At 37.4% G+C, this 14,459-nt stretch carries 17 protein-coding genes; 4 read left to right on the top strand and 13 right to left on the bottom strand.

The genetic code is table 11. The annotated features are described in order from the left end of the window. Positions 1–46 precede the first annotated feature (46 nt). Positions 47–580, bottom strand: a complete 534-nt coding sequence (locus tag B5X47_RS12800; RefSeq protein ID WP_079590618.1) for a TetR/AcrR family transcriptional regulator — start codon at positions 578–580, stop codon at positions 47–49. A gap of 151 nt (positions 581–731) precedes the next feature. Here B5X47_RS12800 and B5X47_RS12805 point away from each other — a divergent pair, with 151 nt between their 5' ends. Genes B5X47_RS12805 through B5X47_RS12815 form a run of 3 tightly spaced genes read left to right on the top strand, consistent with a single transcriptional unit; the run spans position 732 to position 2,831 of the window. After that, entirely contained in the window at positions 732–1,127 is a 396-nt protein-coding gene (locus B5X47_RS12805; protein ID WP_079590620.1) for a pyridoxamine 5'-phosphate oxidase family protein, read from the top strand. Beyond that, positions 1,127–1,801, top strand: a complete 675-nt coding sequence (locus B5X47_RS12810; RefSeq protein ID WP_079590622.1) for a DsbA family oxidoreductase — start codon at positions 1,127–1,129, stop codon at positions 1,799–1,801. Before B5X47_RS12805 ends, B5X47_RS12810 begins: the two co-directional genes overlap by 1 nt. Before the next feature lie 22 nt (positions 1,802–1,823). After that, on the top strand, positions 1,824–2,831 hold the full coding sequence (locus B5X47_RS12815; RefSeq protein WP_079590624.1) for an NADP-dependent oxidoreductase: 1,008 nt from the start codon (positions 1,824–1,826) through the stop codon (positions 2,829–2,831). A gap of 178 nt (positions 2,832–3,009) precedes the next feature. Here B5X47_RS12815 and B5X47_RS12820 read toward each other — a convergent pair whose 3' ends face one another. The 12 genes from B5X47_RS12820 to B5X47_RS12875 all read right to left on the bottom strand — a co-directional run bounded on the left by B5X47_RS12820 (position 3,010) and on the right by B5X47_RS12875 (position 14,150). Then, a complete protein-coding gene (locus B5X47_RS12820) occupies positions 3,010–3,324 on the bottom strand; it encodes a cupin domain-containing protein (protein ID WP_200805124.1) in 315 nt (104 codons plus the stop codon). A 146-nt stretch (positions 3,325–3,470) separates the two neighbouring features. Continuing rightward, positions 3,471–4,073, bottom strand: coding sequence for a CadD family cadmium resistance transporter (locus tag B5X47_RS12825; protein ID WP_003762639.1), 603 nt, complete (start codon positions 4,071–4,073; stop codon positions 3,471–3,473). Between the two features lie 42 nt (positions 4,074–4,115). Next, positions 4,116–4,595, bottom strand: coding sequence for a Csac_0668 family 2Fe-2S cluster-binding (seleno)protein (locus B5X47_RS12830; protein WP_003762641.1), 480 nt, complete (start codon positions 4,593–4,595; stop codon positions 4,116–4,118). A gap of 122 nt (positions 4,596–4,717) precedes the next feature. Further along, complete coding sequence (locus tag B5X47_RS12835; RefSeq protein WP_079590626.1) at positions 4,718–6,559, bottom strand: heavy metal translocating P-type ATPase; 1,842 nt, start codon at positions 6,557–6,559, stop codon at positions 4,718–4,720. Positions 6,560–6,574: 15 nt separating this feature from the next. After that, positions 6,575–6,796 carry a cation transporter gene (locus B5X47_RS14120; protein ID WP_079590628.1) on the bottom strand — a complete coding sequence of 74 codons (222 nt, stop codon included), beginning with the start codon at positions 6,794–6,796 and terminating at the stop codon, positions 6,575–6,577. Between the two features lie 126 nt (positions 6,797–6,922). Next, positions 6,923–7,291: an ArsR/SmtB family transcription factor gene (locus B5X47_RS12845; RefSeq protein WP_003762650.1), complete on the bottom strand. Its 369-nt coding sequence runs from the start codon at positions 7,289–7,291 to the stop codon at positions 6,923–6,925. Between the two features lie 703 nt (positions 7,292–7,994). Next, complete coding sequence (locus B5X47_RS12850) at positions 7,995–8,474, bottom strand: Csac_0668 family 2Fe-2S cluster-binding (seleno)protein (RefSeq protein WP_079590630.1); 480 nt, start codon at positions 8,472–8,474, stop codon at positions 7,995–7,997. Positions 8,475–8,478: 4 nt separating this feature from the next. Continuing rightward, complete coding sequence (locus B5X47_RS12855) at positions 8,479–9,465, bottom strand: hypothetical protein (RefSeq protein WP_143215830.1); 987 nt, start codon at positions 9,463–9,465, stop codon at positions 8,479–8,481. Between the two features lie 27 nt (positions 9,466–9,492). Beyond that, entirely contained in the window at positions 9,493–10,173 is a 681-nt protein-coding gene (locus tag B5X47_RS12860) for a hypothetical protein (RefSeq protein ID WP_079590632.1), read from the bottom strand. A gap of 15 nt (positions 10,174–10,188) precedes the next feature. Next, positions 10,189–10,398: a helix-turn-helix domain-containing protein gene (locus B5X47_RS12865; RefSeq protein WP_456297815.1), complete on the bottom strand. Its 210-nt coding sequence runs from the start codon at positions 10,396–10,398 to the stop codon at positions 10,189–10,191. A 272-nt stretch (positions 10,399–10,670) separates the two neighbouring features. Then, the gene (locus tag B5X47_RS12870; protein ID WP_143215831.1) at positions 10,671–12,803 is read right to left on the bottom strand and encodes a heavy metal translocating P-type ATPase; all 2,133 of its coding nucleotides are present in this window, start codon (positions 12,801–12,803) and stop codon (positions 10,671–10,673) included. Positions 12,804–13,112: 309 nt separating this feature from the next. Then, positions 13,113–14,150: a recombinase family protein gene (locus B5X47_RS12875; protein ID WP_200805125.1), complete on the bottom strand. Its 1,038-nt coding sequence runs from the start codon at positions 14,148–14,150 to the stop codon at positions 13,113–13,115. A gap of 72 nt (positions 14,151–14,222) precedes the next feature. Here B5X47_RS12875 and B5X47_RS12880 point away from each other — a divergent pair. Further along, on the top strand, positions 14,223–14,459 hold a 237-nt coding region (locus B5X47_RS12880), incomplete at its 3' end, for a transposase (RefSeq protein WP_079590636.1).

The following is a 14,459-nucleotide window of genomic DNA, read 5'->3' on the forward strand; positions in this document are numbered from 1 at the left end:
CAAATTCACAGACTATCAAATTCGTTTCAGTCACCTAGGGAAACGCCTAATCCTGCCTGCTAATAATATTATATTCAAGCACCATTTCCGAATATCGTCGCATCACATCCTCAACTTTATACTTATTTACATTAATTATATACCATTCAAAAATACCTGCTGTCGCTGAGATAAGAAACTCTTGCTGTATTTCTCTTTTCAGCGAATCCACGGATGATAAATTATAATGACTGTTTTGTCGTATACTTTCAATTAAAAATGAATGGAAGAAGCCTGTTTTATTCTCTCTTAACAATAATTGAAAAGCATATTTATTCTGTGCTATGTATGAAAATGTATGAAGCAATAAATCCTCTGGTGAATCACTACTGCAACCTACAAATATATTTCCTAAATACTGTTCGATACACTTTTCGAAAAGTTCATATTTATCGGCATAGTGAAAGTATATGGTGCTGCGATTCACATCTGCTAGTTCCGCAATATCGTTAATTGTTATCTGTTCAAATCCTTTTTTATCCAACAACTCCAAGAATGCTTCAATAATTGCTTTTTGAGTTTTTCTTACTCTTCTATCCATGATTCAAGACTCCTTTTCCAACACTTTTGTGTATATGTCGGAAAGCCAACATATATAAACATATTGATGATTGATGATAATAACATTATTGAGTATTATAATATCAAACAAATGTCGGAATTACAACAAACGAACTAAAAGGAGAAAAAATATGAGTAATGTATCAGAAGTAATAACGTATCTACAAAATGCAGGTGTAATGTTTTTGGCTAGCTATGATGGTGAGGTTCCTCACGTAAGACCTGTTGGTTTTATTATGGAACATAATGAACAACTTTACCTTTCAACGGGCATTGGCAGCAACATATACAATGACTTGCATTTCAATGAACACTTTGAACTTGCCGCAATGCATCCGACACTTCCTATGCATCGCATTCGAGTTACTGGAAAATCCAATTTTAATGTGCCTGAAAGCGTAATGACAAAGTATTTTGAATTGAACCCTGCTATGAAAGATGTCCCAGGTATCTGTGTATATGAATTAACCGATTGGACGGCAATCATCTATGAAGGTCCAACAGAACGAAAGGAGATTAAGAAATAATGAAGATTGAAATATGGTCCGATTTTACTTGTCCTTGGTGTTACATTGGCAAGCTAAATTTAGAAGAAGCATTAAAAGATAAGAATATTCAAGTAGAATACATCTACCACAGTTATCAAACTGTCCCACAAGGTTACTATCCGATGGGTGAATCTTTTTCCATTTATGAAATTGCAAAGCGTGGTGGTATGTCAGATAGACAGGCGATTAAAAAAGCAGAATTAATTGAAAATATGGGGAAAGAATCCGGTGTCGTCCTTAATATGAATGATGTTAAAATGACGGATACAACCAATGCTCATCGATTGCTTCAACTTGCACAAGAATATGATTGTCAGGATGCATTTATGATGAATAGTTATCATGCTATATTTGTAAATGGACAAAACATCGGCGATAAAAAAGTGCTTCAGGAACTCGCTGCTGGTGTTGGCATCCCAAAACAAGCCGTTGACTCATTGCTTGAATCAAACAACTATTTAAAACAAGTTCAACATGATATTAAAGATGGTCATGCAAAAAACATAAGTGGCGTTCCATATTATCTATTTGATGATAGTGATAGTCTATATGGATCACAACCTGTTGAAGCATTTAGAAAAATTATTAATAAAACTAATGATAAAAATGTACTTAAAGGCGTAACTTGCTCAGGTGGTACATGTAAATTATAATTTTTAAAAGGAGTTGTTTAAAATGAAAGCAATTGCATTAACAAAATTTGGTGTTCCAGAAACATTGAAAGAAATAGATCTTCCAACGCCTGAAATAAAGGGTTCCGAAGTATTAGTCGAAGTATTTGCTTCCTCAATTAATCCTGCTGATATACGAGTACGGACCGGTGAAATGTTCCAAATGGAAGCAAATGTTGTAGATGAAATTCTTGATGAAAATGCCAAACCTCAATCCAATACTTCCCCACTACCTCTTGTGTTAGGTAATGATATAGCCGGTATTGTTCGTGCTGTCGGACCAGATGTAACACTTTTTAAGCCTGGCGATCATGTTATGGGGCTCATATCAAGTGGTGCTTATTCTGAATATATAGCAATAGATCAACAACTTTTAGCTCTAGTCCCTGATTCTATTGATTTCAAAGAAGTTGCCGGTGCACCGACAATTACTATAACAGCATGGCATTCCTTATTCAATCACGGCCATTTGCAAGCCGGGCAACGTGTCCTGATTCATGGTGGTGCTGGTGGTGTCGGTCATGTTGCAGTCCAATTAGCTAAAGCAAAAGGGGCATATGTAATAACAACTGTAAACGGTCAAAATGCTGAATTTGTTCGTTCACTGGGTGCGGATGAAATCATCGATTATACTCAGGAAGACTTTGCACAAGTAATCACTGAACCTGTTGACTTGGTTTTTGACGCTGCAATGGACCCTAGAACTTTTAAAACGGGTATCCCAGGCGAACTTGCTAATAACAGTTACAAAGTTCTCAAAGATGGTGGTATGTTCCTATCAATTGTTACATTCGCCTTGCAAGAAAAGACAATTGAACGTGGTATCAGAACAAAATTTGTCATCTCAAATCCTAACCATGACGATTTTAGTAAAATTGTAAAAGCAATTGCAGAAAAATCACTGCAAATATCAATCAACCAAGCCTTTTCATTTACAGCTGAAGAAATTTATAATGCTTATCGATTAAATGAAAGTCCTAACAAGAATGGACGTATTATTCTCATTAGATAAACATTAATAACAGTTCAAAAACATCTACAATAAGAGTAGCCATTTGATTATTATATGGTTACTCTTATCTCAATTCGATCCATTAAGTAAATCTGATTTAAATATACCCATCTAATCTTTATAACAAAAAAGATCAAGTAGGTCCCTATCGACCATCTTAATCTTTTTTATCTTATATCTACTTCTTATAATTCTGCGGTGCTGGTGCCTTAACCACAACAAGCTCCAAAACATCTTCATCTTTGTTTCCCACATTCATTTTCGTATTATAAGGTATTTCCAGCAAAGTACCTTTTTCATATATATGGACTTCCTGATCATTGAGACCGATACTTAGCTTTCCCCGAATAACATTCATATACACATTCGAATTGGAATAATGCTCCGGAAGGCCTTCCTCCTTGCCAAATACCATATGTTTTGAGAGGAGGGGATAGCTGTCAAGAATTAGCAGCCTGTATTTTTTAGACTGAAATTCTCTCCGAGGGAACATATCGACTAAGGGTGTACGTATGTGGGAACAAATCAACTATAGACTTTCGTGTGAGTTTATTGTAAAAACCTAATTCACCGAAAAGAAATGTGGCGCATCTCGGTTTTCAAACTTACACTAACTATAAGAACTTATCAAGAATATAGTCAATTATAAAAAGAAATCAGGTAGTTAATTGTGCCATTTTCGACAAGAATATAAATTCCTAACCCGATAAAGATAACGGGCACAATAATACGCCCATAGCGTTCGATAATTCCACCAATCATTGGGATAGTAGCAAATCTTTTAGCTAACTGGCATAGAAGGAATATGCCAATAATAAAGACTGCAAGAACTATAACAATCTGACCAACATTCATTCCTGTAAAATATGGAATATAAATCCCAAGATTATCTCCTCCCATAGCTAAAGTCAGACCTGTAATAGCAAAAATTTGGGATTGATTGTTTTTAATTTGATTTCCAATGGAATCTTCATCCACATCCTCATCAACAAATATCGAACGAATCCCCAAACCCAAAGGAATCAAACCTAGAAACCCAATCATCCAATCCTGAGGAATATAATTGAGGAAATAGGCAGCAATGAGGCTTACCCCGACTAATATACCAGTCCCTAAATATTGCCCGATATAAATAGATTTTATCCCTCGGGTTCCTTGGTTGGCAAAAAGAATTATTAAAACAACTAAATAGTCAATCGATGTAGAAATGAATACAAGTAACGCTGAAATAAGTGTTTGCATAATTTTCTCCTTATACTATAGATTTTTAACATTCAGTTGAAATTATTCCATTTTTAAGCCTTTATCGATAGCTTCCTGAATAATCTTATGACAACAAACCCCCAACGGATTGTTTTCTTTACAATTAGGATTTTTCATTGCTCCTGTTATGGCATTTATTTCTTTTACGGTTTTCGCACCATGCTTTACAACTGCTTCAATTACCTGACCTTCTGTGACTTCGCTACAATAACAAGCATACTTAGGATCTGCATCTTTCTTAAACCAGACAGGAACTTTAACTTGTTCTTTTAAGAATCTTACCCCATTATCAACGTTATAGTAGACAACACTACAATCTCCATTCATGCAAATCTTATATTGCTCCCCATCTACTAACTTGAGATAATCGTCTGTTACTAAGTGCTCAACGGTCACTTTACTAACAGAAATTCCTCCTTTATTGCATACCGGGCAATTATCCTTAGTTTGATCTATTTTCTGTGTATTGCACTCATGGCAACATTCATTAACATTGTTCATTATATATCCTCCTCGTCTTTGCTTCGCATTAAAAGAAGATGCACACTGCCTGCTATCAAAATTCGCCGATTAAGATGAATTCTACTCCCAATCGGCGATAAAAAAACTATATTTTCGTAATACTACAGATTTTTAACATTCAAGGCTCTAAAAGCATTTAATACTGCAATGATAGTTACACCTACATCTGCAAATATAGCTGCCCACATAGTAGTTATTCCAAAAGCACTCAAAATAAGAACAATTATTTTTATTCCAATAGCAAATACTGTGTTTTGAGATGCAATTTTTAGTGTTTTTTTAGAAATTTTAATTGCGGTAGCTATTTTTGATGGTTCATCGGTCATAATTACAATATCAGCAGCTTCAATGGCAGCGTCAGAACCTAAACCACCCATTGCTATTCCGATATCTGCACGGGCTAATACAGGTGCATCATTGATTCCGTCACCAACGAAAGCAAGTTTACCCTTTTTAGATTTTTGCAAAAATAATTCTTCTAGTTTCTCAACTTTGTCTGCTGGCAATAGTTCTGCGTAAACTTTATCAAGACCAAGTTCTTTTGCAACTTTTGAACCAACATTTTTATTATCACCTGTCAACATAACAGTTTGTTTAATATTTGCTGCCTTAAGTTCCATTATTGCCTGTGCTGAATCTGGCTTTACTTCATCAGCAATAACAATGTAACCAGCATATTGGTTATCAACTGCAACATGTACGACAGTTCCAATCAACTCTCCGTCGAAGTATGCAATGTTCTTCTTTTTCATGAGTTTAATATTGCCTGCCATAACCTTTTTTCCATCCACTGTTGCAATAACTCCATGCCCTGATATCTCTTCTACATCTGAAATACGTCCATTGTCAATTTCCTTACCATAGGCTTGTTTTAAAGAACTGGAAATTGGATGGTTTGAGTAACTTTCTGCGTATGCAGTTAACTCTAATAACTCTTCTCTAGAAACTCCTTTTGGATGAACCTCCTGTACATTAAATACACCTTTCGTTAATGTTCCAGTTTTATCAAAAACAATAATTTCAGTTTCTGCTAATGCCTCTAAATAATTACTACCTTTGACTAAAATACCCTTTCTAGATGCTCCACCTATTCCACCGAAGAAACTTAAAGGAATAGAGACTACAAGAGCGCATGGGCAAGAAACTACTAAGAATGCTAATGCTCTATATATCCAGTCGCTAAAGGTTGCTCCCTCTATAACAAGAGGTGGAATAATAGCAATGAAAACTGCAAGAATTACAACAATTGGAGTATAGTATCTTGCAAATCTAGTAATGAATTGTTCTGATTGGGACTTTTTACTACTTGCATTTTCAACTAAATCAAGAATCTTACTTACAGTAGATTCTCCATATTCTTTAGTAACTTCTGCAGTAATAACTCCATTAATATTAATGCATCCACTTAAAATTTCATGTCCCACTTCTACCTCACGTGGAACAGACTCACCTGTAAGTGCTGATGTATCAACCATTGAATTTCCCTCAATTACCTTACCATCAAGCGGAACTCTCTCCCCTGGTTTTATTACAATAATATCACCAATTTTTACTTCATCAGGGTCAATTTTTATAACTTCATCGCCCCTTTTAACATTTGCATAATCTGGTCGTATGTCCATAGCATCTGCAATTGACCTTCTTGACTTATCAACTGCGTAACTTTGGAATAGCTCTCCAACTTGATAAAACAGCATAACTGCAATACCTTCTGGATACTCACCTATTAAAAATGCTCCAATTGTGGCGACGCTCATTAAAAAATTCTCATCAAAAACTTTACCTCTAAGAATATTTGTAACAGCTCTTTTTACAATATCTCCACCTGCAATAATATAACTGATTACAAACATAGCAATCTGCAACCATTCAATATTATTAATTAGCAGTGCTACAATAAATACTAATGCAGCAATAATTATTCTCCATAAACGTTTTTTCATGCTACCTCAACTCCTTTAGGCCTTTTTCATGATAACATGTGATTCAATATCTTTAACTATTTTTTCTGCTTCTTGTATAATTGTAGGCATTTTTTCATCTTCGCCTTCAATAACAAGTTTTTGCGTCATAAAGTTTACAGTGGCTTCCTTCACACCATCAAGCTCATTAATAGCCCTCTCCATTTTTGCTGCACAATTTCCACACTCTAAACCTTCAAGTTTAAATCTCTTTTTCATTTTAAGTCCTCCTAAATATCATTTATAATTTTATTTTGCATACTACAAGTCTTTTAAATTTACTTGAAGCATTGCTCATCTAATATGAATACTAATCTTCAAAAAACATTCTATTCTACCGTATTGCTACTTTTCGTTGATATGAATTAGACCTTGATCAAATATTTCTCTTACATGATCATCAACTAAGGAATAATATACTACTTTGCCTTCTTTTCTGTTTTTCACTAAATTAGCTTGCTTTAAAACTCTCAGCTGATGGGAAATTGCTGATTGTGTCATGTTAAGTAATACAGCGATATCACAAACACACATTTCAGCTTCATGTAAAGCCCATAATATCCTGATTCGTGTTGAATCTCCAAATACTTTAAATAATTCTGCTAGATCATAAAGGATTTCTTCTTGAGGCATTTTATCTCTAACTTGATTTACAATATCCTCATGAATTACATTGCAGTCACATCTTTCAATTGAATTAAATTTTTCAGTCATATTATCACCTCTTTTTAAATCATTTCATCTGAATGCTTGAGCAGGTATTCATACGTTGTGTATTTATTATATTATCTTTTTTCTCATGTGTCAATAGTTATATGAGCATTTATTCAAGTGTTTTTTATATTATTTGAAATATCTCAAAACCATCTATTACGACTTTAGTACCATAAAAGGGTGATTTAAATACAAACTTTTTTAAAAAACACAATTATTGTAGGTTCTATAATAGTTTGAAATAAAATTTCAAACTATTAAAAAACTATAGTGGTAGCTGTTTCAAAACAACTACCACTACATTAGATTATATAGAATTCTTATCATCCCAGAGGATTTTTTCTCCATCTTTCTGAGCCATCAATTTTTCCACCTTTATAATGTCAGCACTCTTTTTACCCTATGTCATCTATAAATCACCTCAAAAACAGGGGACAAAAAACAGTGTTTTTCCGCTCTTTTTTTGCTCCAAAACCGTCCTTAAACCACTATATGTTGTGGTCAACCCCTACTTTTTCCCCCTGAACCACAATACGTCATCAGAATTATACTCTCAACGTGGCCCGAGTCCAGGTTTATGATGTCAGTTACCAATTCTCGTATCTTACGTTAGTGGGAACAGGTCAACGGCTTTTTAGCGTTTTCGGGGTATGAGGAAACATATCAATGGTTTTGTCTGTTCGTGAGAACATATCAACTCATATCATTTCATGGTTAATCCCTTATCAATGGCTTCCTGAATAATCTTATGGCAGCATACCCCCAAAGGATTTTTTTCTTTACAATTAGAATTTCTCATTGCTCCAGTTATGACATTTACTTCTTTAACGGTTTTCGCACCGTGCTTTACAACTGCTTCAATTACCTGATCTTCTGTGACTTTGTTGCAATAACAAGCATACTTAGGATCTGCATCTTTCTTAAACCAGATAGGCACCCTAACTTGGGCTTTTAAGAATTTTATTTCTTTATCTAGGTTATAGTAAATAACGTCACAGTCCTCATTCATGCAAATCATATATTGATCTCCGTCAACGGCATTACGATAATCATCTGCCACTAGATGTTCTACAGTTACTTTGCTAACGGAAATGCCTTCATTATTACATACAGGACAATAGCCATTTATTTGATCTGGCTTTTCTGTTTTGCTTCCACAACAACATTCATTATTGATACTCATATAGTTAGCCTCCAATTGTTTTTTCCTTTTTCTTTCCATAGTTCTTCGGGAAGTACTCTTTCCCAAGCTGCCAAACATACTGGTCGATTTGCTTAAGTTTATGTTTTTCCAAGCCATAGAAGGCACGGAATTCAATCAGAATGTTTTTGAATTTTGCGTAGTCCTTCAAATCAACATCTTGAAAATCTGAAAAGCCATCACGCTTTCTAAAATAGCGAAGCACCTCATCCACGTAGCTATCATAAATTGGATAGTCGATCGGATTGTGATGGCTACAATATTTTGTGGCAAAGGAGTAAAAATTCTTCAATGTCTCACCGATTGTTACATACTGGATATCTCCAACCAGGGTAACATCACCGGCTTTAAGTCTCGCATCAATATCCAGAGCGCAGATATGCTTTGCTACTGGATAGATTGAAAAAATGTTTGTGCTATAAAAGTTGTTAAGTGTTGAAGCTTTCAAAAGAATATCAGTTATGTCTTTATTCTTCGGGCATAGCTCAAAGAACAGTTTATTAAGTGCATCCTCCTGAAGTCGGTAGTTCTCAAGGCCATCCCATTTTTTAAGATAAAGCTCAACCTGATCGCTTGATGGATCGGGGACGATAACGCTTACTTTCTTCTTGCGTATATGCGTAGGTCTTGCTGTCTTTTCCTGCTTAGGCGCAGTCAGATCTGCAGTTCCATCAGAAGCTAAGAATAAACGGAATCTTCTCAGATGAGACAAGTAACTACTCGCAAGCGATTTAACGTTTCCGGTCGAGTTCTCAGAAAGAGCCTTTATTAGTTCATTCTTTGCCACATTTTCAAAACCAGTATCCATCACTGTATTCCAGAAAAGTTCTTTGCTGCCTTTTCTCCAAAGGTAGAAGGTGTCACTATAAGCAGTATCGATTGTTAATTTTGAAATGTCTTGGCTATGTAGGAAGTTCCTATACAAAGCGCGCAGCTCATCATAGGATAAAGCTTTCAATTTGTTTGTATCCAATTTTGAACCTCCTTCACACAATCAATTTTACTCATCCTCGTCCTCCTCAGTTTCGTCAATGCCAAATAACATCTGGAACTTATTGAAGTTATACGGGTAGGAGTTGTCACCATCGATTCTTACCGGTTTATGTCCATTGCTATATTCAAATTCCAGCTCCCACTGTGTACCATCACACACCGTATATCCGAAGCGCTGAGTTGAATACCGTCTGCGCCATTCACCAATATGAAGATCCATAAGAGCAGCCATGAAAGTGTCTCTTGTGAAGGGTTCTTCTTTATCAACATCCATCAGAGCGAGTGGTTCTTCGTCTTCCCATAATTTTGTATAGGCCTTCAATCCATCTGATAGTTCTACAACATAACTACGGTAGCCGCCAAAGAAACCGCCAAAGCTGAAAGTAATCTTTAAGATGGCATCTATATTTGCATCAAAGTCAGCAACTTTTTCTTCTAATTTAGATAAGGTATAAGTGCCACCGGCTTCAGCATAAGCTTGCTTGGCTCGCTCCAAGTATTCACGAGTCCAGTGGAGGCGCGTATCTTCGCTCGGATGCATAATAAGCTCTTTGCCATAGTCCGGGCTTTCCATCGTATTCTTTAGATGACCTATTTCTTGTTTAAGACCACGTATAGCGGTCATAATCTGCTCTTTCGTTTTACCTTTAAGATGCTCTTCATAGTATCCTTCCGGGCTGATCATCATAGTAGGCCGCCTCCTTTACTCGCTTCCAGTCTTTATTTCCTTGCCATCAGATAGAATGAAAGACTGTTCAAACTTAACATCCATCACATCTGCTATGGCCTTAAGCTCTTCTAAGGTTATGGTTTCACGTTTCAGCTTCTTTCCAAAATTCTGTGGCGACTGACCTAAGCGTCTAGCCAGTTCGGAGACACTGATATTCATTTGTTCACATAGCCGTCGTATCATGTCCGAGGTTTTCATAATAGTCCCTCCATGCCTCAATAGAAATATTGTAAACCATTTGGTTTCAAATAACAATTGAATGTTTACAAATTGAAAACCTGCAACTCAATAAAAAGAGCTGCGGGTAAAATTGTGTTAAGAATTACTATCCGATATTGTCCTTGAAATCAGGTCCAGATTAAAATGATGGAGTCCTGTTTTTTCTCGGAAATCCGTGGGTGTACGTATATCCTTGTGCAGCACACCAGCCAGTGTTTTTTTGTTCCTGCTTCGTTTTATTTCGGGTCTAATCTCAAAAGCATTGCATTGATCGCAACAATAACGGTCGATAAGGACATGAGGACGGCGCCGAAGGCCGGACCCAAGGTAATGCCGATAGGAGCAAGGAGGCCAGCAGCAATTGGAATCGCGATAAAATTGTAGCCTGCTCCCCATACCAAGTTTTGTTTCATTTTACGTGTCGTCTTGTTTGCTAACTCGATAAAGGATTCAATATCCCCTGGATCAGACTGAGTAAGGATAATATCCGCAGAATCCAAAGCTACTTGCGTTCCAGCTCCGATTGCAATACCTACGTCTGCCAAGGCAAGGGAAGGTGCGTCATTGACCCCGTCTCCCACCATGATAACCGTCTTGTTTTGGTTTTTCATGGACTCGACCAGCTTGTACTTATCTTCCGGAGATTGATTGGCTTGGTATTGAATACCTAGAACTTCTGCAACTCCTTGTGCAGCTTCCTCGTTATCACCAGTAGCCATGAGTGGTTCAATTCCGTATTTTTTCAGCACCTCGATCAAGTTTCTGCTGGTTTCTTTCAGTTCATCTCCCAATGCGACAGCGCCGATTGCTTCATTATTTTCTACAAGGATACTTAAAGTAGCGCCTTTCGGAATATCCATACGCAATGCTTTTCCGTATGCCTTTTGGCTGATTAATTGATAGTGGTGGCCGTTCGCCTCCCCTTCTATTCCTGCTCCCGAAACGATTTCAATGGAGTCAAAGGAAACTGACTTAATGCCTTTTGCTTCAGCGTGGTTCACAATCGATTGGGCAATCGGGTGACTGGAGCCCGCCTCTATACCCGCCAACAAGCCTGTAATTTCTTCTTCAGAATATTTATCACTCAAAACAGTGACGTCCAACACTTTAAATTCACCAGTTGTTAAAGTACCTGTTTTATCCAATACCATAACATCCGCTTTAGTAGTTAATTCCAAAGCTTCTCTATTTTTAACCAGTAATCCTCGGCTTGCACCCAAACTAGTACTACGTGATACTACCAAGGGAATAGCAAGACCCAAAGCATGTGGGCAGGCAATAACTAACGTAGTCACAGTAAAGATAACGGCTGTAGGTAAATCTGCAATGATCATCCAGGCTACTAGAGCGATTAAAGCTACTACAACGGCAATGTAGAACAACCAGCTAGCTACTTTGTGAGCCACATTCTCTGCTCGAGATGGTTGGCTTTGTGCTTGGCTAATTAATGTTTGTACTTGTGAGATAAAGGACTTATCCCCTGTTTCTGTTACTTCTACATATAGGACACCACTACCATTTGTTGATCCACCAATGACTTGATCTTTAACATTCTTTTCGATTGGCTTAGATTCACCTGTTAAGAGGGCCTCGTTTACACGGGATTCTCCGCGAATAATGATACCATCAGCTGGAACATTTTCTCCTGCTTGAACACGGATAACATCTCCAACCTGAAGTTCAGACACAGGACGAGTTTCAATCGAATCATCTTCTAAAACAACATGAGCGTCTTTTGGCAATAATTCTGCTAGAGCTTTTTGCGCATCCCCTGCTTCACCCAATGCCTTCATTTCAATCCAGTGTCCTAATAACATGATTAAAAGTAACGTTGCAAACTCAAAGAAGAAGTCCATGACATGTTCTCCGGTCACATATCGAGCGGCCACTGCGTAAACACTATAGGCATAAGAAACCGTTATTCCCAAAGTAATCAAGGACATCATGCCTGGAGCTTTTGAATTAAACTCATCTTTCGCACCCATGTAGAATGGTTTTCCGCCATAAATGTATAGAATTGTTGCCAATACAGCTGCTACAACGTCTGCATAAGGAAAGATGATTTGGAAAGGCAACTGAATATCCATCAAAGGAGTAATGAGCAAGATTGCAATTCCTAATGGGAGTGACTTCAAGAAAATCTCCTTGAAACTACCATGATGGTGGTGGGCGTGCCCTCCCATTGCACCACGATCATGATCCATGTTGCTATGGTCCATCTTGCTATGGTCCATCTTGCTGTGGTCCATATTGCCGTGATCCATATTGCTGTGATCCATATTGCTGTGATCCATCTTACTGTGGTCCATCTTGCCGTGATCCATATTGCTGTGATCCATATTGCTGTGATCCATATTGCTGTGATCCATATTGCTGTGATCCATATTGCTGTGATCCATCTTACTGTGGTCCATCTTGCCGTGATCCATATTGCTGTGATCCATATTGCTGTGATCCATCTTACTGTGGTCCATATTTCCATCTTTAAGATTGTTATCTTTTTTATTCATTATTGGCCTCCTTGTAAAATCATACATTCCGTGAACTTGAAAGACTGTTGAGCGCCTCTATACTTCAATGAGATAATTATAAACCATTTGGTTTCAAATAACAATTGAATGTTTACATATAGAAAAACCCGCAACTCATAAGAGCGGCGGGTAAAATTGTATAACTGACTACTCGTCTATTTGGATTTCGATTCCGGACTTAAATTCTACAACGAAGTAATCATCATAGACCGTTATCTTTTCTATGAGTGTCCTGACATACTGCTCATCGTATTCGGTAAGCTCGCAAGACTGACCATCGAGAAAAGTCATCATATCATCTATTCGTAACTTAAGGTCCTGATGGGATGCCTCCTCGGCCTGGAGTGCTTGCTTTTCATTGCGCAATCTTCTGACCTCCATGCCAAGGTCATCACCCGGGTTCTTCAAATCGGCTTTTGCTAAAAGCTCGTGCTGAAGCGTTTTTATTTGCTCATCAAGCGCTGCCATGCGATCCGTTACATCCTCTGTCAGACTGCTTTCGATGTTTTCTCGTAAAAGCGGCAGGATGCTTTCTTTTTCACGGAAGGCTTCATTTATTGCTTTTACCACCACTTCGTGAAGGTTTTCTTCACGAACGGTTCTTGCCGGGCAGTCAGGCCCATCTTTATCAACTCTGCTGGTGCAGCGCCAAACCGTAGATTTGCAACCGCGATTGTTCCATTTGATTCTGCGGAATATGTCCCCACAATGTACGCAGAAAACCATTCCCGATAATGCATACCGACCGGAGTAAACTCGTCTACGCTCTGTGCTGCCTTTGGTGAGGTTCGCGCGTCGTGCAATCTCCTCTTGGACTTTTAGGAAGATGTCTTTTGGAATAATCCCTTCGTGGCTATTTTCAACATAGTACTTCGGCACCTGGCCCGTATTGGCTTCACGCTTCTTTTCTAGAATGTCTACCGTGTACGTCTTTTGAAGTAGTGCGTCGCCGATGTATTTCTCGTTGGTTAATATCTGCTTGATATTCGTTTCGTGCCATTTTTTGTGCCCAGCACCATTTAGAATGCCGTCTGCTTCAAGTGATCTTTTTATCTTTAAAAAGCCATCGCCACTTAGGTACTCGCGGTAGATTCGTTTTACGACCTCGGCTTGCTCCTGATCGATGATGAGGCGTCCATCTTCGTCCTTGGTGTAGCCTAAAAACCAATTGTGGTTGACTTGCACCTGTAATAGTATAATAAAGTTGTAACATCTAGTACGAAAATATATAATAAAATCGGACTAGGAGGATTGCAAATGAAAACATATTACGATATAGATTTTAAGAAAGAATTAGTTAAAGAATATTTAGATGGTAAATCATTAAATAATCTTTACCAGACCTATGGAGTAGCAAAATCTACAATAGCAGGATGGATTAAAAAATACAGTGAAGAATGCCAATATATTAAACCACATAATAAAGAAAAAAATGCTTCAAGTGAAGAAATACGAGCTTTAAATAAGAAAATCAAGGAACTTGAAAAGGAAAAT

Source organism: Acetoanaerobium noterae (genome assembly GCF_900168025.1).
Taxonomy (GTDB): Bacteria; Bacillota; Clostridia; order Peptostreptococcales; family Filifactoraceae; genus Acetoanaerobium; species Acetoanaerobium noterae.